At 36.2% G+C, this 20,926-nt stretch carries 22 protein-coding genes and 2 pseudogenes; 22 read left to right on the forward strand and 2 right to left on the reverse strand.

Going from position 1 to position 20,926, the window contains the following annotated elements; genetic code table 11:
• Positions 1-10 precede the first annotated feature (10 nt).
• Positions 11-325, reverse strand: coding sequence for a hypothetical protein (locus SAGCYANO_RS07550; protein WP_202219515.1), 315 nt, complete (start codon positions 323-325; stop codon positions 11-13).
• Positions 326-538: 213 nt separating this feature from the next.
• Between SAGCYANO_RS07550 and SAGCYANO_RS07555 the strand changes: the two genes are divergently transcribed.
• Entirely contained in the window at positions 539-802 is a 264-nt protein-coding gene (locus tag SAGCYANO_RS07555) for a hypothetical protein (protein WP_202219516.1), read from the forward strand.
• Positions 803-1,578: 776 nt separating this feature from the next.
• On the opposite strand, the pseudogene tnpA reads toward SAGCYANO_RS07555, so the two are convergent.
• Positions 1,579-1,991, reverse strand: a pseudogene (gene tnpA, locus SAGCYANO_RS07560) (IS200/IS605 family transposase).
• A 61-nt stretch (positions 1,992-2,052) separates the two neighbouring features.
• On the opposite strand from tnpA, the gene SAGCYANO_RS50075 reads away from it, so the two are divergent.
• The 21 genes and pseudogenes from SAGCYANO_RS50075 (at position 2,053) to SAGCYANO_RS07645 (ending at position 20,926) form a co-directional block, all read left to right on the forward strand.
• Positions 2,053-2,373, forward strand: a complete 321-nt coding sequence (locus SAGCYANO_RS50075; protein ID WP_375339853.1) for a helix-turn-helix domain-containing protein — start codon at positions 2,053-2,055, stop codon at positions 2,371-2,373.
• Positions 2,363-3,313 (forward strand): RNA-guided endonuclease InsQ/TnpB family protein, encoded by a 951-nt coding sequence (locus SAGCYANO_RS07565; protein ID WP_375339893.1) that lies wholly within the window; start codon positions 2,363-2,365, stop codon positions 3,311-3,313. The genes SAGCYANO_RS50075 and SAGCYANO_RS07565 overlap by 11 nt, the downstream gene beginning before the upstream one ends.
• Positions 3,314-3,434: 121 nt before the next feature.
• Positions 3,435-3,917 (forward strand): phage tail protein, encoded by a 483-nt coding sequence (locus SAGCYANO_RS07570; protein WP_237395924.1) that lies wholly within the window; start codon positions 3,435-3,437, stop codon positions 3,915-3,917.
• Positions 3,883-5,520 carry a hypothetical protein gene (locus SAGCYANO_RS07575; protein ID WP_237395925.1) on the forward strand — a complete coding sequence of 546 codons (1,638 nt, stop codon included), beginning with the start codon at positions 3,883-3,885 and terminating at the stop codon, positions 5,518-5,520. The genes SAGCYANO_RS07570 and SAGCYANO_RS07575 overlap by 35 nt, the downstream gene beginning before the upstream one ends.
• A complete protein-coding gene (locus SAGCYANO_RS07580) occupies positions 5,517-6,152 on the forward strand; it encodes a LysM peptidoglycan-binding domain-containing protein (protein ID WP_202219518.1) in 636 nt (211 codons plus the stop codon). The genes SAGCYANO_RS07575 and SAGCYANO_RS07580 overlap by 4 nt, the downstream gene beginning before the upstream one ends.
• 532 nt (positions 6,153-6,684) lie before the next feature.
• Complete coding sequence (locus tag SAGCYANO_RS44325) at positions 6,685-7,365, forward strand: RNA-guided endonuclease TnpB family protein (RefSeq protein ID WP_237395928.1); 681 nt, start codon at positions 6,685-6,687, stop codon at positions 7,363-7,365.
• A complete protein-coding gene (locus tag SAGCYANO_RS44330; protein ID WP_237395930.1) occupies positions 7,331-7,594 on the forward strand; it encodes a transposase in 264 nt (87 codons plus the stop codon). The genes SAGCYANO_RS44325 and SAGCYANO_RS44330 overlap by 35 nt, the downstream gene beginning before the upstream one ends.
• Positions 7,595-7,798: 204 nt before the next feature.
• A complete protein-coding gene (locus tag SAGCYANO_RS07590; RefSeq protein ID WP_202219519.1) occupies positions 7,799-8,872 on the forward strand; it encodes a phage late control D family protein in 1,074 nt (357 codons plus the stop codon).
• 310 nt (positions 8,873-9,182) lie between these two features.
• Complete coding sequence (locus SAGCYANO_RS07595) at positions 9,183-10,880, forward strand: DUF4157 domain-containing protein (protein ID WP_202219520.1); 1,698 nt, start codon at positions 9,183-9,185, stop codon at positions 10,878-10,880.
• A gap of 23 nt (positions 10,881-10,903) precedes the next feature.
• The gene (locus SAGCYANO_RS07600) at positions 10,904-11,332 is read left to right on the forward strand and encodes a hypothetical protein (protein ID WP_202219521.1); all 429 of its coding nucleotides are present in this window, start codon (positions 10,904-10,906) and stop codon (positions 11,330-11,332) included.
• Positions 11,333-11,482: 150 nt separating this feature from the next.
• Positions 11,483-11,623 (forward strand): hypothetical protein, encoded by a 141-nt coding sequence (locus tag SAGCYANO_RS07605; protein WP_202219522.1) that lies wholly within the window; start codon positions 11,483-11,485, stop codon positions 11,621-11,623.
• A gap of 213 nt (positions 11,624-11,836) precedes the next feature.
• Entirely contained in the window at positions 11,837-12,253 is a 417-nt protein-coding gene (locus SAGCYANO_RS07610) for an element excision factor XisH family protein (RefSeq protein ID WP_202219523.1), read from the forward strand.
• On the forward strand, positions 12,241-12,597 hold the full coding sequence (locus SAGCYANO_RS07615; protein WP_202219524.1) for a XisI protein: 357 nt from the start codon (positions 12,241-12,243) through the stop codon (positions 12,595-12,597). Before SAGCYANO_RS07610 ends, SAGCYANO_RS07615 begins: the two co-directional genes overlap by 13 nt.
• A gap of 197 nt (positions 12,598-12,794) precedes the next feature.
• On the forward strand, positions 12,795-12,977 hold the full coding sequence (locus SAGCYANO_RS44335; RefSeq protein WP_237395932.1) for a hypothetical protein: 183 nt from the start codon (positions 12,795-12,797) through the stop codon (positions 12,975-12,977).
• Positions 12,952-13,455 carry a hypothetical protein gene (locus tag SAGCYANO_RS07620; RefSeq protein WP_237395935.1) on the forward strand — a complete coding sequence of 168 codons (504 nt, stop codon included), beginning with the start codon at positions 12,952-12,954 and terminating at the stop codon, positions 13,453-13,455. The genes SAGCYANO_RS44335 and SAGCYANO_RS07620 overlap by 26 nt, the downstream gene beginning before the upstream one ends.
• Before the next feature lie 22 nt (positions 13,456-13,477).
• Complete coding sequence (locus SAGCYANO_RS07625) at positions 13,478-14,185, forward strand: phage baseplate assembly protein V (RefSeq protein ID WP_202219525.1); 708 nt, start codon at positions 13,478-13,480, stop codon at positions 14,183-14,185.
• Positions 14,185-14,568, forward strand: a complete 384-nt coding sequence (locus SAGCYANO_RS07630; protein ID WP_202219526.1) for a GPW/gp25 family protein — start codon at positions 14,185-14,187, stop codon at positions 14,566-14,568. Before SAGCYANO_RS07625 ends, SAGCYANO_RS07630 begins: the two co-directional genes overlap by 1 nt.
• A 232-nt stretch (positions 14,569-14,800) precedes the next feature.
• Entirely contained in the window at positions 14,801-14,899 is a 99-nt protein-coding gene (locus SAGCYANO_RS50080) for a hypothetical protein (protein ID WP_375339894.1), read from the forward strand.
• Positions 14,900-15,098: 199 nt separating this feature from the next.
• A pseudogene (locus SAGCYANO_RS07635) lies at positions 15,099-15,788 on the forward strand (IS1 family transposase).
• 240 nt (positions 15,789-16,028) lie between these two features.
• Positions 16,029-19,706: a baseplate J/gp47 family protein gene (locus SAGCYANO_RS07640; RefSeq protein WP_202219527.1), complete on the forward strand. Its 3,678-nt coding sequence runs from the start codon at positions 16,029-16,031 to the stop codon at positions 19,704-19,706.
• Positions 19,707-19,972: 266 nt separating this feature from the next.
• The gene (locus SAGCYANO_RS07645) at positions 19,973-20,926 is read left to right on the forward strand and encodes a hypothetical protein (RefSeq protein ID WP_202219528.1); all 954 of its coding nucleotides are present in this window, start codon (positions 19,973-19,975) and stop codon (positions 20,924-20,926) included.

A 20,926-nucleotide genomic window follows, 5' to 3' on the forward strand; every position in this document is an offset into this window, starting at 1 on the left:
TGCTCACCTTCTAGAATTCATCGAAATCATCTGGAGAACCTGATGCTTTAAACTCTTCTACCTCTCGCCATATCTGCTCTGGTGTCTTCGCAGGAGTTGAGTAATCGTAGCAGTCTAAGTCTTCCTCGTACAGAGGAAGTGTGTATGCAGTAGTGCTTGCTTCGGTACAAATATTGTAAGGAGACTGGCTGTAATCTGTATACAACCAAGCATCATCTGTACCTGCATAAAGCCAGTTATCGTTGCTTTGAGGTGGTTGTACTGGTGGTGCGACTAGCTTCAGTTGAGGTGGGGCTGGTCTTTTTGTCTGTGTTTGTGCTATCATTAGATTTCTCCTATGTCTAATTAGGGGGCGGGGCATCACACAAACTTTTCCAGAGCGTAGGTGGTGTCCCTTTTGGTTTTTATAGAGGCTCTTTCCTTTCCTCTATACTTACTATTATAACGGCACTTACGCCGTGCGTCAACTCCTAGACAAATATTTTTTTTGCCCTTAATATAAGGTATGACCGTGTAAGTGCCATGAGGAGGCCACAGAATGAACAGTGCCAATAAAGGGTATGAAACCGTAACACAGACTGATAGAGGATATGCAGGACATTTCAGTTCCCCCTACTCTGAACCAATGGGGAAGCCCCTATCTATAAGATTTCCAATAAGTCTTGATAATTTCTTAGAAAATGAAGCTAAAAATTTAGGTGTTACAAAAACCGCTGTGGTGAGAGAAGCTGTTAGGTTAATGGAGCAACAGAAACAGACACCTACTGCTGATACGGTCAACAAGTTGTCAGAGGATAGTTAATCTACCTCTACAGCTAGACAGTTCTCTTTTTTTTGCACATCAAAAGCGAACTGCTCACATTTAGTTTGAGCGAGCGCCTATGAATCATTAAGCAACAGATTTTTCTTTGAAAGCAAGACTTTATAAGGATTGAAAATTACAAATTCATATTTGAGCACAAAATAGCGGAGCGGTCACTACTTGCACCGCCACAGTTAACTTTGATTATTTGCTATTAATTTATCGAGCGGCAAGTAGTTAATTTTCGTGCAGGCAGAGTTTGAGACGGCCTAGAGTCTCATTCCGTTATAAAGCGCGATGCTCGCGCACGATATAGGAATTACCAATTGGGTCACTCTTTTTTGCACATCAAAGCTAGAACGTCCACATCTAGCTTGAGTGATCGCTCTGGGATATCAATCCTTGACTTAACATTTCTCAATAAACATTTAGTTGGCCCATTTATAAATACTTGAAGGCTGCTAAGGGGCATTCCTCAATTCTCTCTTCATGTTTTGAACAACTCTAGATAACGATAGGAAGCCTGCCAAATCTAAGATTTAGACGCTGGCCATAGTTTTGCGGGTTCTTTGGTTTTGAACGTTCTGAATAAAAAAGTGAACAGAAAGTGAACAGTTTTATAGAAAAGTGAACAGAAAAGTGAATAATCACTGTGAAATTACTGTGAGATTATAAGTTAGCTGACCCGCCAAGAAGCCTCACACCATAATTTTAATTTGGTGTGAGATGAATTGGCGGTAAATTAGTGGGAGGAGATGTCCCACTAATTTACAATATTATTCTGGGGTTTTCTGATTTTCAATGTACTTTTTCAAAGTGGAAATTGTTACCCCACCGCAAGAAGCAATAAAATAAGAGCCATTCCATAAAACATCGCATCCAGTAAATAGCATTAAAATGTTGCTGAAAATTCTTTTCTTAATCGTCGGCTTGTAACTGTTTTAACGTTATTAACTAGCTTGCTTAACATAACGTTGGGATGATACTGAAACAAAATATGAACGTGGTTTTCTTCCCCATTAAATTCTACTAATTTACACTCCCATTTAATTAATAATTCTTCCAAAATTTTATTTAAGCGAGCCAGCATTGATGCTGTAAAAACATCTTTCCTGTATTTGGTTGTTAAGATTAAATGGGCTTTTAAATCTGACACTGAACGACCACTTGATACAAAATCCGATTGCATATTAGTTGTCATTTTCAAAATTTGGTGTTAAAATAAAAGCATACACTAAGTTAAAGCAGATATGCGCACTGCCTACCAATACAAGTTAAGGCCGAACAAAGAACAAATAGCCACAATAGAACTGTGGTTAGAATTGTTACGTCGGCAGTACAACTATAGATTAGGCGAGCGGTTCTCATGGTGGTCAGAAAACTGTTGTCCGGTTAACGCTTGCCCCTTAGTGATGCCAATTCCTCAACTAAGAGATAATCCAGATTATTACTCTCAGAAAAAGGATTTGGTCAATACCAAAGATAAATTTCGGGAGTACAAATTAATTCATTCTCAGGTATGCCAGGATTGCATTAAACGGGTAAAACTAGCTTTTGTGCTTGTGGTTTAAAGCAGATAAAAACGGGCAGCGATTAGGCAAACCAAGGTTTAAAGGAAAAGGACGTTATCGCAGTTTTACTTATCCTCAAATCAAACTTAACTGTATTGAAGGAAATCAGATTAATTTGCCCAAAATAGGAAAAGTAAAGTTAATTCAGCATCGTCCAATACCAGAAGGTTTTCAAATTAAAACAGTAACAATTAGCCGTAAAGTAGATGGTTATTATGTAACTTTATCCCTAGAAGACAAATCAGTTCCAGCTTTAACAACTAAAGTTGAACCTACATTAAAAAACACTCTGGGAATTGATATGGGACTGAAGGAATTCTTAGTAACAAGTGAAGGAGAATCTGTCCCCATACCCCAATACTATCGAAAATCTCAGCAGCGATTAAAGACTCTACAGAAACGTTTATCTCGTAAAAAGAAAGGTAGTAAAAGATGGTTAAAAGCTCTTCTGTCTGTAGCGAAACAACACAAAAAGGTAGCCGATAAACGTAAAGACTTTCATTTCAAAACAGCTAATGAATTGTTATCAAAAGCCGAAGTTATCGCCCATGAAAATTTAAACATTAAAGGGCTAGCAAAGACTCGTTTGAGTAAATCAATTAATGATGCTGGCTGGGGACAATTTCTAACTATTTTAACTGTCAAAGCCGAAAATGCTGGACAGAAAACTATAGCAGTGAACCCCAAAAATACCAGCCAAAATTGCTCAAACTGTGGAAAAAAAGTTCCCAAAAAATTAAACATACGAACTCATTCTTGTCCGCATTGCGGTATTGCGATCGATCGTGATGTGAATGCAGCAATAAATATCAAAAATAGGGCGGTAGGGCATTCCGTCCTTAAAGCACGCGCTTGTCCGACGGGGTACCGGGACTGGGAAACGAGAAGCCCACACTATACCGCAAGGTTAGTGTGGGAGTATGTCACACTGAAAACCTAGCACTTTTTTTGATTCCTAAAAAACTCAAGTCTTTACCTGTCAATGCTTGAAAATTTGTTCGGCAGAGCAATAATTAGACATAGTTTTCATTATTCATTATTCATTAATGAAGGAGGGACGGATGAATCCAAAATTTACTGCACTGAACGCAGCTTTACTTGCAGGTTCTACAGCCAGTTTAGCAGGACATGACCCATATATGACTTATAATTTTGCCGTAGAAATTGGTGGAGTTGTTGTGGGCGGTTTTAGTGAAGTTAGTGGTTTAAGTAGTGAAATTGAATTGGAATCTTATGAGGAAGGTGGATTAAATGGATATGTACATAAATTTCCCAAACATACTACTTATCCGAATTTGGTTTTAAGTCGGGGATTGGTTAATATTGATTTATTTTCTATCTGGTATGAAGCAACGAGTCAAGGGTTGATTCAACAATTAAATGGTACAATTCTGTTGCTTAATAGTCAGGGACTTCCGGTAACGTGGTGGACGGTTAAAAAGGCATATCCTGTTAAGTGGGAAGGACCGCAATTGAATGCCAGCAGCGATGAAATTGCTGTGGAAAAAATTGAACTGGTACATCAAGGAATTTCTAAGTTATAAAATCATGGCAAATGTTTCATCAAATTGGCAAGATTCCCTCAATGATAGGTTGGTAAGTAGACTCGCTCGTCCCTTATATCAACCAGGAATGATAAAAATGGCCATGAGTCGGGGGATAATAAATCGTTGCGATCGCTTTTTAAATCGTGTACCTCTGCTGAGTCAACAAATGGAACGTTGGGGTAATAATACTAATAGCCTATCGTATGATGCTGTTCCTATTGTTTATGCACAACCTGTTTCATCACCAAAGGAACAGGAAATGGGGACTGGAAAAGAAAGTATTGAGATGTCTAATAAATCTAAAAATCAACCTTCAGTTCCTATCATCCAGCGAAAGGAAGATTCTTCTCAAGTCAAACCAGTTCAAAAAGATAATAAGACTATAGCTGTTCAAAATTTAACAGATTTATCCAGTTCTAATTTTTCGGGTGAAACAACCCCCTCTCTTTCTTTAGAAACTGAAATTAATCAAACCTCTATTTCCCCATCAGAAATTTCAGTAGTTTCACCACAACCAATTTCAGAGGAATTAGCTAATACTTCAGAAATGCCATTACAAGGTAAATTTATTGACTCCTCAACTACATCCCAATTAAATCCAAATATTTCATCAACCTCTAGCCAAGAAGAAACAAAAATAATTAATCAAACTTCTATTTCCCCATCAGAAAAACCAATAGTTTCACCACAACCAATTTCAGAGGAATTAGCTAATATTTCAGAAATGCCATTACAAGGTAAATTTATTGACTCCTCAACTACATCCCAATTAAATCCAAATATTTCATCAACCTCTAGCCAAGAAGAAACAAAAATAATTAATCAAACTTCTATTTCCCCATCAGAAAAACCAATAGTTTCACCACAACCAATTTCAGAGGAATTAGCTAATACTTCAGAGATGCCATTAAGACAAGAATTTACAAGTATTTCTGAACAACCACTCCCTATCATTAAAGCAAAGCAGCAAAATTCTTTTCTCTCACCCTCATCTCTTCCAGTAGTTGATCCTTTAAACACTCTAGTACCACTAAAAATACTCCAACAAAATAATAATTATTCAACCCAAATAAATTCAATCAAACAAAATAATTTAGAATCTCAAATCTCCTCAAATAAATTGCCTATAGTAAATGCTAAACCTCTAATCTATGAAGTTAATTTGACTGAGGAAGAAAGATCACTTGCCAAAGATGCGCCCAATTATCAAAATCAATCTTTGAATATTTCTAACTCACAAATTCAACTAAGTAATAGCAATCAAAATATTTATCCTCTTACGACCCCTATAACTTCTCCAATTAATTCCAAATTAAAATCTCAACCTTTACCTTTATATGTAGGTAAAAATAAACAATTATCAAACAGTATTAGTCAACAACCTAACTTATCAAACCAGAATCAAATAGGAGCAAATACCAATTCTTCCTCATCCCCAAAAATTTATGCTAATCCTTCATTTCCAACAGAAACTTCCGTTTCGACTATGGCAAATCAATCAAATTCAAAGATTGATATAGATGCCATAGCTAATAAAGTTGAACGCAAATTAATGCGACGTTTAGTAATAGAAAGTGAACGTAGAGGTAAAAGTCGATGAGTCTAGAAAAGTTAACGATTAAAGCTGAAAAAAATAACCCTGGAAGCTTTACCGACAAAATTGAAGTTCTTTTTAATCCCAGTGAAATTAGCATGACTATCCCTGGTGGAAAAATGGGAGATTATGGACTCGTAGCGACAGAAGACTATGTTACTTTAAGTTTGAATTTATTCTTTGATACTACTCTCAAGAAATATCCACCAGAAAACGTCCAGAAATATACCCAAAAAATTGTAAGTTTAACTCAACCTCGGATTGGGAAAAATCATAAAAGACCACCTCGTTGTCAACTTATATGGGGGACTATTTCTGGTAAAGATAGTGTTATTTTAGCTGATTGTTTTTTGGAATCCGTAACTAAAAAGTTAACCCATTTCCTCAAAGATGGAACACCTGTACGAGCGACCTTAGATTGTACTTTTAAAGAGTGGAAAGATCCAGATAAACAGAAAAAAATTGAAAACCCGATAGATGACCCGGTGAGAATTGTCAAAAGAGGAGAAACTTTGAGTAGTATTGCCACTGAAGAATTTGGCGACCCTTCCCTATGGCGTATTATTGCTGAGGAAAATCGTTTAATTAATCCTCGGAAATTAGCACCAGGAACAGTGTTAACTATTCCGCCTCTTTAACGAAGTCAGAAGTCATACCAATTCTCCATGAAGTTGCGCTTAATAAAAGATAAAAGATATTAGTAAAATTCAGGTCTGGGGAAGAATTATTAAGCGCATTGTTACAGAGAAATGGTATCAGAAGTCAACCCACCCCTAACCCCTCCCAGGAGGGGAAGTCAGAAGTTAACCCACCCCTAGCCCCTCCCAGGAGGGGAAGTAGGGGATTAGAGCAATGCTCCAAAAACATTTCGCCTTAAAAGTCGGGGTTTATAACTGTTGGCTAAAATCTGGTATAATCTATATAAATCTGGGATTATCTGTTTATGCTACTTGGATATCATACTGAACTGCACCCAAATAAGCAGCAAAAAACCTTACTCGCTAAACACGCGCTCTGTATCTCGTCACGCTTGGAATTGGGGATTATGGTTGACTAGGAACATCCTTAATCACAATTCAAATAATCCTGACAGCAAACTTAAATTTCCTACTGCAATCGACCTGCATAAGCTTTTGGTAGCAATGGTTAAACCTAAGAACTATTGGTATTATGAAGTTTCTAAGTGCGCTCCGTATGGATGCTTTGAGATATTTATCTCTAGCTTGGAAACGTTGCTTTAACAAAGTTTCGGGAGTGCCTCAATTTAAGAAAAAAGGTAAAGATGATAGCTTTACTTTAGATGGCTCAATATCGGTATGCTTTAATCGCATCAAATTACCAAGAATTGGATGGATTAAAACCTACGAAATATTACCAGATAATATTATCCCTAAGTCTGTAACTATTAGTCGGAAAGCAGACCGTTGGTTTATTAGTTTCAAAATAGAGAAAGAACCATCTATTACCGAGAAGTCAGTAGACGTAGTTGGTGTAGATTTAGGTGTAAAATCTCTAGCTACATTATCTACTGGTGAAGTTTTTGTTGGTGCAAAGTCTTACAAAAAGTTAGAAGCAAAACTTTCTCGGTTGCAATATCTGAACCGACATCAAGTCAAGTTTTCTCATAACTGGAAAAAAGCACAACTCAAGATAGCCAGGCTACACACAAAGGTAGCCAACATTAGAAAAGATACATTGCACAAGCTAACTACTTACTTGGCTAAAAACCACAGCCAGATAGTAATAGAAGACTTAAATGTATCAGGCATGATGGCAAATCACAAGCTAGCTAAAGCTGTTGCCGATATGGGTTTTTATGAGTTTCGTAGACAGGCGCGAGTACAAGTGTGAGTTATATGGTTCTGAGCTGATTGTTGTGGATAGATGGTTTCCTAGTTCTAAGACCTGCAGTAGGTGTGGAACTGTTAAAGAGTCTCTGTTTTTATCAGAGCGCGTTTTCAATTGCGAACACTGCAATTTTAGCTGCGACCGGGATTTGAATGCTAGTTTAAATCTAGCTCAGGCGGTCAGTTCGACCGTGACAGCTTGCGGACTGGATAACGCCGACGTTGCCAGGTAGAAGCAAGAATAGAACAGATAATCATAGATTTATATAGATTATCGTAGGTTTCTAAGAACGGCTAATAACTCAATTATTTTGGTAAACATTCAGCGGTCAGTTAACAGCTAAAGTTTTTGTTTGTAGTAGGGATTTACCCCTTCTGTAGTTCAGGCTAAAGCCCTACTACAAGCTTTAATTAATATTATTGAGTGGAAATAAAAAATGTCTAAAAAACCTAGTGGAGAACCATTACTTAATCCTAATATTAAAATTTTACTGAAAGGGAAAGCTCTTTCCCCAGAATTGGAAGCAGATTTTGTCTCGGTAAAGGTTTCTGAGGATTTAGAAGCACCGAGTATGTTTGAATTAAAATTTGTGACTTGGGATTTAGAAAAGCAACAATTTACTTGGATAGATAAAGAGGTTTTTGAATTAGGTAATACAGTTGAAATTAAGATGGGATATGAGAATAATCTTGAGACTGTTATAGTAGGTGAAATTACTGGACTTGAACCGGAGTTTTCCCAAGATACGACCCCGATGTTACTGGTGCGAGGACATGATTTGCGTCACCGTTTGTTGCGAGGTCGTCAGACAAAATCTTTTACTAAAATGAAAGATAGTGATATTGTGAGTCAAATTGCTAAAGGAAAAGGACTTACTCCAAAAGTAGAAGATACTAAGGCAAAATTGGAATATGTTTTACAACATAATCAAACAGATTGGGAATTTTTGCAAGAGCGAGCGGCACGTCTTGGTTATGAAGTAGCTGTTGATAACAAAACTTTATATTTTCGTCCTCCTGACAATGGGGAACAAAAACTTTTTACCATAACTTATGGGGATGATTTACAAGATTTTCAACCTCGTTTAAGTACGATGAATCAAGTTGAGGAAGTGCAGGTACAAGGATGGCTTCCCCAGGAGAAAAAAACAGTTTTAGCGAAGGCGGGGGCGGGTAAAGAAGGGAATAAAATGGGAGGCTCAACTTCCGGTGCTAAGGAAGTTCAAAAAGCTTTTGGGAAATCTAGTGAGACAATAGTTAATCAAGCTGTATCGAGTAAAGCAGAAGCTGATAAGATGTCTTTAGGACAGTTTAGAGAAGGGTTGCTTGACTATATTACTGGGGAAGGAACTTGCCAAGGTTATCCAAATTTACGGGCAGGAAAAGTGATAGAAATTGCAGGGGTTAGTAAGAAGTTTAGCGGTCTTTATTATCTGATGACTGTGGAACATTTTTATTCAGAATCTCAGGGTTATCAAACTTCATTTACTGTTAGGAGGAATGCGACTTAACGAAGTCAGAAGTCAACCCACCCCTAACCCCTCCCAGGAGGGGAATAGGAGGGGAAGTTAGAAGTTGTTTTTGTAACGGGTATTTAACATTTTGCCTTAAAAGGCAGGGTGGCGCGACCCAATTATTCTGATAAATGAAGGCAATTTATATACAAAAAAATCTACCTTGTGAGATATATCCATCGCGGGCAAGATGCCCGCACTGAGAATATTTAATTGTTAATATCTGTACTTCATAATATTTGGAATCTGCTGTAAAAATCAAGATTGAAAGTATGTTATTGTATAAGAAAATAAACAGGATTAAAAAATGTACCAGAAACCAATAGCAAAAAAAACTTCTCCCTCTCTTTATTCAATTCCAATTAACAAAAAAACGATACCAACTCCTAGTTATGGTTCATTATCGGGAACAATACAACGAGCGGTAGCAAATCCTGAAAGTTTAAGTCGGGAGGAATGGCTAGGGTTAGACAGTAGCATTGGCACAAGAGCAACTGAGGAAATTAAATCAGGAAAGCGGACTTCTTATGTGCCTGAATTTCAAGGTATTTCTGCTCAACTTGAGGGTGATTCGGGGGGAGTGAGGGAACCAATACAGACAAAGGGACAGGATGATGTTGGTGTGTCTGAAGTACAGCATGAAAATAATACCGGACTACCCGATAATCTCAAAGCAGGGGTTGAAAATTTATCGGGATATTCCTTAGATGATGTTAGAGTTAATTATAATTCGCCAAAACCTTCCCAATTACAGGCATTAGCTTACACCCAAGGGACAGAGATTCATGTTGCCCCTGGACAAGAGAAACATTTACCCCATGAAGCATGGCACGTTGTCCAGCAGGCACAAGGCCGGGTGAAGCCAACGATGCAAATGAAACAAGGGGTTGATATAAATAATGACCCAAGATTGGAGCAAGAAGCGAATCTGATGGGAGAAAAGGCTGTACAGAAAAAAAGTCAATCTGAAACTCATAACATGAACAACCTGACCCTATCAACGAGAATACCTATTCAAAAAGAAAGTGCTCAGAAGGTTGCTCAATTGGTATTAGCAACGGTAAAGCCTCAAAACGGACCCATCACATTAAGTCAGGCTGGAGGAAATCAGGGAAGATTTGTCATTATGCAAAACCCTGGTCAAATAGAAGGAAATGAGGTGAGTAATGATGTAGGATTTACAGACGTCTTGAATCCAGAAGGTTGGGCAGGTCTAGCTATATCTCCGGCTAATTATTGGCGGGCACATGCTTATGCAAAGTCTTTTGGTGGAGCAGGTAACGATAAAAATGTGGGCTGGTGGACAAAGGGTGCAGAAGACGATTGGACTAAGAATGAACAAAATGTTCGTGGAGCCGGAGTCGATCAAATCAACGAATGGAAACCAGGCATAGGAGAAATAGGTAATTACAAAGTCACAAGAGAATTACATCCGTCAGTAGAATTTAAACCCAACTATGTAGATGGCTTAATGAAAGCTATTTCTTGGGGCTTTGACGATTCAAGGGACGCATGGACAAGAGTAATAAACACAAATACCAAAAAAGCCAAAAACGAAAAGGAAAAACAACTGCGATTGAACACACTGAATGAAAAAAAACAAAGCCTTTTAGGAACTGCAAAAACAAAAATAGAGGCATGGGTTGGTCGATTATTTGGAGAGTCTAATTTGGAATCAAATTTAATAAAAAAGATGACTATGAAATATGACATAACAAACAATGGCCAAAATGCTGGAGGGAGTAGGAAAAGTTTTACATACCATCGCTCATCAGTTCTACCTAAAAAACATCAATTTGGTTTGGAAAATAAACCTAAAGAAATATGGGAAAAATTGGTCAATCACAACGAAGGCTTATTCGCTCAGGCAAATCCTCCCATTTCAGAAATGACTGTTAGGGTACCTTATTACGATTACAATCAAAAGACACCTGGAGATCATGCTAAGGAAACAGCACAAGAGCTGAGACCCTATGCAGACGGTTGGGGGGCGGAGAAGAAATAAGAATCATAAAATCACAGGAGAAAATGCGGAAAGAAAAATATTACGAATGTTTGAGATTGGCTATTGATTGGGGCTTAAGCAAAGATAGTATCGCGTGGATAAGAACCCTCAACAAAATCAAAGAAAGCAATGGAAGCTATAGTCTTGAAGTTCTTGAGGAAACTAGGAGTAATCTTCTTCTGCGGAAGAATGATTATTTGGAGGCATGGTTTGATCCAATATACGACCAAACAGAAAATAAAACCCATTTTTTTGATTTGGAAATGCCATCCGAAGAAATTTGGAGATTAATGGTTTGTTTAAATAGGGGTATTTTTGCTCAGGAAAATGGAGGAGATCCTCTAATTAAGTTCTTAGTGACCATCCCTTCTACCATTCCGGGGGAAGGTCCATTGTATTTATCCCCAAATATAGATGGGTGGGGTGTAAAAGTGCGATCGTCAATTTTGTAGTGCGATCACCAATCTTGTAGGTTGGGTTTTGTTGCCTCAACCCAACAAACCAAAAATAATTAAAAGGACAAATAATTAGGCGTTGTCAGATTAAAGGATGAATTATAGGAAAATAGTGGGGGCATTTTGGACATTCTATGGAATTTTTCCTTGAACTGTACACGCTTATCATTCTCTCAATCATCTTCTTTTCTGGCAACGCCAATAATTATGATTAATATTGACCAAATCCAACAAGATATTAATGAACTACCCGATGAGGCGCAAATCTTCCTGATAGATTTTACTTAATTCTTAAAAAAACGTTATTCCTTAGCAGAAAAACAACAGGTTAAATCTAAGAAACTCCTTGAGCATCAATCTAGCACCCTAGATATTTTGAAATAATTTGGATTAATCGGTTGTATTAGTGCAGATTCAGACCTTTCTATTAATTATAAATTAGTATAATTGTTGATTTTATAGGGCGATCGCTCTTGTAGGGTAATCATTAAATCAAAAATAATGCCAACAAAAGATAGATACCATGATAATTGTAAAAATGCCCTCATCAAAGATAGTTGGACAATAACCCATGACCCTCTTAGGTTAAGATGGGGAAGCAAAGATATGTATGTAGATTTAGGAGCTGAAAAATTATTAATAGCAGAAAAAAATCAAAACAAAATTGCAGTAGAAATTAAAACTTTTGCTGCTATGTCAGAAGTTAATGCTTTAGAAAATGCATTAGGACAATATTTGTTATATCGTTCTGTTATTAGCAGAACTGAACCAGATAGAAAACTTTATTTAGCAATACCTAGTATTGTTTATGCGGACATTTTTGAAGATGGTTTAGGCAAAATAATTACAGAAGATTATCAATTGTTGTTACTAATTTTTGATATTAATTTGGAGGAAATCATCGAATGGATAGGATAAATAACTACCGTGAAATTATCCAAAAAATTATTCTATCTTATACAAAAATTCCCTATCCTGATGAAAATATTAAATTAGAAACAGTCTTTGACACCCAACAAGATCGTTATTTATTAATGATAGTGGGTAGGGAAAAAATAAATTCTAAATATTCAGCAACAAAAAGAGTTCATGGTTGTTTAATTCATGTGGATATTTGGGATGATAAAATTTGGATTCAACAAGATGGGACAGAAGAAGGTATTGCTAGAGATTTATTAGATGCTGGTATTACTAAAGATAAAATTGTCTTAGCATTTTATGACCCACAAATTCGAGAAGAAACAGGTTTTGCTATTGCTTAGTTTTCTGGATTTCTCAAATATGTTATTCTTAAAAAAGGCACAAAATGATTTGTTTTACTATTAGGAGGAAGACTAGAATAACAATTAAAATGGGCTTTAGAGAATCAGCGTGTTGTTTATAGCTTTAATATTCGAGACTTTGATCGAATTCATACTAACTGGGTAGAGGAAAGACAAAATCATTTAAGATTTTTATTATGGTAGTTGCGATTGGTAAAATTGTAGCAAATGGTATAATTTTTGATGTAAAAAACTGGCAAACTAATCTGATGAATATCAATAATTTATTGGACGATGTTGATGATTTATTTAACACTTTAGAACAAGTTAACATTAACTATTTATTAGTGGGAGGTGTGGCAATATTTAAGTTATATTGAGGGCAGAAATACTCAAGATATTGACTTGATTCTTTCTCGTCAAGATTTAGACAATTTATCAGAGATCAAAATTACTGAGGAAAATAAAGATTTTATTAGGGGAAATTTTAATCAGTTACAAATTGATGTTTTATTAACACAAAACAAGCTTTTTAATACAATTTCGCAACAATTTGTAACAGAAAGAGAATTTGGCAATAGATTAATTCGTTGTGTCACAGTAGAGGGTCTAATTATTCTTAAATTATATGCTTTACCTTCTCTATATGGTCAAGGCAAGTTTGACAGAGCAAGTATTTACGAGAATGATCTTTTACTTTTATTATTAAATTATCAGGTAGATTTACCCCCTTTGTTAAAGCTATTAAGCAAACATTTATTAGAAAGTGATTTAGAAGAAATAAAAGAAATACTAGCAAATATTCAGGCTAGAATCAAACGGTTTTCCAGTCAACAAAAAAGATTAGACACCGAATAATCAAAATTAGGAGAAATGTTACATGAATGGATACGATTTATTAATCAATAATGACAAAAATAATATTTTTAATGGTGTAACAATCGGCATAGTTACTAACAATAAAGACCCAGAAGGTTTAGGCAGAATTAAAGTGAAATTTCCTTGGCTTTCTGAAAATGAAGAAAGTTACTGGGCTAGGATTTTAACTCCTATGGCTGGAAATGACAGAGGTATTTATTTTTTGCCGGAAGTTGATGATGAAGTATTAGTGGCTTTTGAACAAGGTGATATGAATGTTCCTTATATTCTAGGTGCTTTGTGGAATGGAAAAGATAAACCTCCTGCTAAAAATGATGATGGTAAAAATAATCAAAGAATGATTAAATCCCGTAGTGGTCATCAGATTATTTTAGATGATACTAAAGGAAAAGAACAAATTATTATTCAAGATAAAACGGGTAAAAATCAAATTTTGATTGATTCTAAGGAAAATAATATGAATATTAAGGTTGAAAAAGATTTGACTATTGAAACTAAAGGTAAAATCATCTTAAAAAGCAGTGATGATGATGTTTCGATTGAATGTAACAATTTATCTATAAAAGTCAACAAAAATTATCAGTTAGACGCAGGGGAAAATTGTACGATTAAAGCTAAGTCTAAATATGAACTAGAAGCCAAATCAGGTTTAGGGATTAAATGTTCGGCTGGAGTGAAAGTTAATAATAGTTCATTGGAGGTGATGTGATGGATATTGATTTTTTAGGTGTGGGATGGACTTCACCTGTGGAACTAGAAAATAGTCACATTAAAGTAGCTAAATATGAAGATGCTGTGCGACAGTCTATTTGGATGATTCTTGGTACCGCGAAGGGAGAACGGGTAATGCGTCCTGATTTTGGCTGTGAGATTCACGATAAAGTTTTTTCTCCGAATAGTTCAGGAACAGTGGGTCAAATTGTTAGTGATGTTCGTGATGCTTTAATTGAATGGGAACCTAGAATTGATGTTTTAGATGTGGATACAATTCCTGATTCTAGCCAACCGAATGTTATTTTAATTCAGGTAAATTATCAAATCCGAACCACGAATAATATTTTTAATTTGGTTTATCCTTTTTATTTACAATAATTATAAGCATTTAGCTGTTAGCTGTCAGCTCTCAGCAATAAAAGCACGCCTTTAAAAACAGGGTTAAAATGAAGATAGACTTTAAAATTAAGGAGGACAGTTTTTGTAGTAATATTTAATTATAGCTCAGTTAATCAAGCTTTTATCTAGAACTAAAAAAAAATAAGCTGATAGCTAATAGCTGACGCCTGAATACTGACATTTATTCTGATGGAAATAGGCGGTTTTTCTGATGACTGATTTAACTAAAATGACTATAAAAGAATTAAAAAATTATATATCTGAAAGTCGAAATGATGATGATAAATTTAGTGGTGCATTAGCTGAATGATTAAAGCGCGATCGCAATCCCGTAATTTATTCTCAAGATATACCTTTGTCAGAGCAAGAACGGATTTTTATGGAAAAGATTGCTAAACATTAGATTGGTTTTGTTGGGTGTATTAAAGAAATGTAATTCACCCAAAATTCAAACTATAGCAATTCTGGCGTTGCTGAAAAGTAATGATAAATGTTGTAGAATTCAAAACATGAAATGTCTGAAATGTAACTCCACCCAAACTAGGAAAAATGGCCGAAGACGTGGCCAACAGTGTTTCCAATGTCGAATCTGTGGTCGTCAGTTCGTTGAATCCCCTAAGAGTCAACCCTATTCACCACAGATTAAAGAACTATGTCTAAAGATGTATCTCAATGGCATGGGTTTACGAGCTATCCAAAGAGTAACAGAGGTTCATCATACAACCATTATCAAATGGATTAAAGATGCAGGTATAAAATTACCAGATGCCCCGAAGAGCAAGAGATACCTGAAATCACTGAAATTGATGAGTTACAGACTTTTATAGGCCACAAGAAACACAAAGTTTGGATTTGGACAGTAGTCAATCATTGGAAGCCAGGAATCTTGTTGTGGGTCGTAGGCGATCGCAGCAGCAAAACCTTTGAATATTTGTGGTTAATAATTAGGTGCTGGCATAGCTTTTGGTATGTAAGTGATGGTTATTCTGTGTACCCTTGTTTTATTGCACCAGAAGATCACTTAGTCAGTAAAACTTATATGACCAGGGTGGAAGGGGAAAATACTCGACTCCGACATTATTTGGCTCGCCATCCCATACAAAACCCTTTGCTACTCTAAGTCCCTTGAGATGCTCAAATATTCTATTCGTCTTCTGCTGCACTATCTAAAATTTGAAACTCTTCCTATATCAGCATAGATCATTACTAATCAGCAACGCCGCAATTCTTAGTTGTGACAATTTTGATAATAGTTAATTTGACTTGAAAGCCTTAAAAATTATGTAACTCAACCATAATAAGGTTGTGTTGGGTTTCACTGTCGTACCGCTACGCGGAAGCAAGCTACAACCCAACCTACTAAATTAGCTGATAACTGATAACTGATAACTACAACCCAACCTACTAAATTAGCTGATAACTGATAACTGATAACTAAAATGGCATCTCCAAAAATAGACGAGCGTACTTATGAGGAAATTGTTGAACAAACAAAAGAACTCGCACAACAATTTACCGATTGGCAACCGACAAATGAATCAGGAAAAATAGATGCAGGAGAGGCATTAATTCGCATCTTTGGTAAAATGGTTAAGTCTGTTAGCGATCGCCTCAATCAAGTCCCTGATAAAAATTTCCTGGTTTTCCTTGATTTAATTGGGGGAGAACTTATACCACCCCAACCAGCAAAGGTCCCCTTAACTTTCTATTTAGCTGAAGGGAGTGCAGTGGATGGTTTAGTTCCTGCTTATATCCAAGTTTCTGCACCTCCAGCAGAGGGTTCAGATGAGGAAATGGTGTTTGAAACAGATGGGGAATTGGTGGTGACAACCGCGCAATTAAAAGCTGTATTTGTACGGGGACCGAGTCAAGATAAATATAGCGATCGCTCTTTAGAAGCACTTGGACAAAACGATGAAGTTTTTTTAGCTTTTGCAGGCGATCGCCCCATTGAACATTCTCTTTATATAACTTGTCCAGAGATTTTTAATTTACCAGAATTATCAGGGTTCAAACTGATTATTACTACTGATAATACTGCTGAATTTCCAAGCGAACTGAATTGGTTTTATTGGGATGGTTCCCAATGGCAAGAACAAAGTCCTAAAAGCACAACTAATGAGAAGGAATTGACTTTTGATTTTACTGATTTACCAATTCCAACTGCTTCTGAAATTCAGGGGGAAACTGGTAAGTGGTTACAAGCAAACGTAACTAATCTATTGGTAAATTCATCTAAAATAACAGATATTAAAGGTGAAATAAAATTTACTAAATCTGATTTAGTTCCTGATATTTGTTTATTTAATTATAGTCCTTTAGACCTCACAAAAGATTTTTATCCTTTTGGCGAACAGCCAGAATTTAATGATACTTTTTATATTGCTTTACACGAGTCATTTGTTAAACCTAATACCACCATCACTTTATATTTAATCTGTAAATCAATTAGTTCTTTTGTTGACCTAAATATTGTTTGGGAAATTAGTGATGGAGAAGAATGGAAAGAAATTACAACTGTAGATAATGGCATAGTAAAATGGAGCGGTGAATCACCTGATTTTACCAAAGAAATTGAGGCTATATTAGAGTTTTCTGATACAATACCATTACCTAGCATAGAAGATGGAGAAAATCGGTATTGGATTCGGGCGCGGATTAAAGAAGGTCATTATGGACAAACAGCTTCGGAGCGTAAATATCCTGTTTATGATAATTTAGCAGTCTTGGCAAAGGAAGCAAAACAAGAAGGAAAGGATATAGAAGTTGATAATTTGGATTTATTCAAAGTAGAAGATTCAATTCGTCTTCTGCCAAATACGGGAGGATTTCCAGAAGAACATACAATTACTCAAATCACTCAAAACCCTAATAAATTGACCCTAAATAACGGGATTATTAATGATAATTTACCTGTAGGAACTAGGGTGATGCGTAAATTAATTATTACTGAAATAATTCCCCCAACTTATGACCCTCCTTTAATTCAATCTTTAAAATTAAGATATGATTTTACCCTAACTGAAGAGGCTGTTTATTTTGCTAATAATGATTTCATCTATTCTCATACCAAACAGCTCAATACTAAATTAACAGAAAAAACAAATCAGGGAGATAAGTTGCTTACTTTAGCAGAAGTTACAGGATTAACTGTTGGTCAATTTCTGACAATTGGAGATGAAAATTATCAAATAGAAACTATAAACTCTAAAACAAATCAAGTTCTTCTGACTTCAAAAGTGACGGAGGAATACTCGAATGATACTCCTGTAAAATATACTTTCCAACCTTTTACTCCCACAGTAGACAAAAACCCCACCCTTTATCTAGGATTCGATCAATCTTTTGAGAATAAAACTGTTACTCTCTACGCTCAGGTTGAACCCCCATTAGCTGAAGAATTATCAAGGGATATTACATCAGAAACATTCCTCACAGAAACTGCTATTAGTGGACAAATTTTTCTGAAACTTTCTGATATTACAGGTTGGGAAATTGGTGACAATATTGAAGTTCAAAATCCTGTTGATATAAAACAATACGATCAATATCAAATTAGCGATATTATTGATGATCATCAAATTACAGTCAATCCAACTATAAAACAAAATTATAGTGAAAAAAGTCGAGTTATTTACCCAACACAACCGGAATTAGTTTGGGAATATTCTAGTCCTCTAGGATGGCAACCATTGGGGGTAAAAGATGAAACTAAAGGTTTTTCGGGGCGGGGTTTAATTCAATTTATTGCTCCTATAGATTTGAGTCAAATGGAAAACTTTGGTCAAGAACTCTATTGGTTACGAGTTCGTTGGGAAGGGGGTAATTTTATTGCTAAACCCCGTCTCCGTCGCCTATTAACAAATACTATTTGGGCAGTTCAAGCAAATACTATCACAGAAGAAATATTAGGTTCTAGTAACGCCGATCCTAATCAAGTTTTTGTGGCCAATAATACCCCGATTTTACAAGGACAACAATTAGAAGTTGAAGAAGGACAAATTCCTCCCGAATTAGAATCGGATCAGGTTAAAGTGATTCGAGATGATATAGGAGAAATTGAAGAAGTATGGGTAAAATGGCATCAAGTAGACGATTTTTATACTTCTGGTGCGGGCGATCGCCACTATACTTTAGACAGACAAACAGGAGAAATTCAGTTTGGGGATGGAATAGTAGGAATGATTCCGCCTCTGGGGCGTAATAATATTCGATTCTCTTTGTATCGCACGGGAGGAGGTGAACAAGGAAATATTGCTGCGGAAACCATCAGTCAGCTAAACACTACTATTCCATACATCGATCGCGTAATTAATCTGGAACCCTCAGCAGGAGGTGCTAACCAAGAAACCTTAGATCGTCTTAAAGAAAGAGTCCCCAAACAACTCCGTCATAGCGATCGCGCTGTTACTACACAGGATATGGCAGATTTAGCTTATGAAGCTTCGACTGATGTTGCGAGAGTTAAAGTTGTAACTCCAGATATGATAGTAAGCGACTTTAATCCATTAAATGAAGATTTTTGGCTAGAACCGATTCAACCTGGTACTTCATTTCCAGAGACTCTTGAGCAGAATTTGGAGACACCCAAGGAGGATGAAAGACAGAGCGATGAGATAATAGAGGAAATTAAGCGTCGTGCGGGTAAAGTTAAACTGATTATTTTGCCTGATAGTACAGCGCGCCAACCTGTTCCTAGTTTAACGTTATTAGAAGAAGTCGCCTCCTATATTCGTTCCCGTTGTGAAGGGACGGTAGATGCGACCTTTACTGGGCCCAAATGGCAAGAAGTCAGTGTGACAACAACCATAACTCCTATTTCCTTGGAAGGGGTAGATATGGTGAGAGATAAGGTTAAACAGCGTTTAGAAGAGTTTCTTCACCCCTTAACGGGTGGTAGTGGTAAGGGATGGCAATTTGGTCGTTACCCTAAAGAATCAGACTTTTACGCTATTATTCAAGCTATTCCTGGGGTAGATCATGTTGATTCTCTAACAGTTGATTCTCTAACAATAGAAGGCGTTTCAAAAAACGCTCCCCTGAGTGCTGATACTTTGATTTTTTCTGGCAATCATACTATTAATGTTAGTTCGATAAGGAGGTTGCTTGATGTTTGATTTATTTATTAGACTTGTCGCTTTATAACTTAAAAAATCCCCAAAAACCTTGTTCTGTAAGGATTGTAGCCATTGAATAACAAAAATGCTGGGAATTATTGCTCTGTCTAGGTTAGAGCGATTTTTTTCCTTTATTTAGCGACAACTCTATTGGACAACAGTTGTAGAAGTATGAAGTACATATGCTTGGATCTTGTGCAATGCCATAAGTTTTCATACAACAAAGCCATTATTCATTATTAATTATTCATTATTAATTATCAAACATGACTTTACCTTTACCTAATCTTGACAATCGTAGTTATGCCGACTTAGTAGAGGAGGCAATTTCTCAGATTCCTGTTGAATATCCTGAATGGACAGATCATAATCCCACGGATACAGGAATTATTCTGATAGAATTGTTGGCATGGTTGACGGAAATGACTCTCTATCAAGTTAATCAAGTTTCTGATGAAAATTATGCTAGCTTTTTTAGTCTACTTGAAGGACAAAAAAACGAATTACTCCTAGACTCTGCTGAAGAAAGACACAAAAGCTTACAATCAAGAATTAAGGAGACTTTATTAAATTTACGCGTTCGCTATCGGGCGGTTACTATTGAAGATTATGAGCAATTAGTTCTTGAAGATTTCAATGAATCTCCAGATTTTACTTTGAAAATTGCCCGGGTTAAGGGTTTAGCACAACGGGATTTGGAGGAGGGTGATGCTGATAGTTTTGCTCCAGGACATATTAGTTTAGTTGTTGTGCCGGAAAATGATCAACTGTACAATTATTATGACAAATTATCTGATTTATGTAAGTTTCTTGAGCCAAAAAAACTGTTAACTACAAGTCTGCATATTGTAGAACCTGAATATGTATCTATATCCATAGAAGCCACATTAATTCCTAAAAATGACGTAACAAAAGAAGATTTAACTCCCAAAGCTGAGGCAGAAGTTGAGCTTTTTTTTGCACCTTTGAATTCTGGTAAATATTGGGAGGGTAAAGGATGGCCTTTTGGCAGGAGTATTTATGTCTCAGAAATCTATAAATTACTTGATGATTTGGAAGGAGTAGATTATGTGGAAGATATTTTCATTAAAGATGAAGATGGTAACGATTTTGAGTCTCAAAATGGTGAACCTCTATCGGAAGTTTATCTAGCTGATAATCAGTTAGTTAATTTGAAAGGAAGTGAATTTACAGTAGAAGATAATCCATTTGTAGATTGA

Source organism: Okeania sp. KiyG1, from assembly GCF_014132355.1.
Classification (GTDB): Bacteria; Cyanobacteriota; Cyanobacteriia; order Cyanobacteriales; family Microcoleaceae; genus Okeania.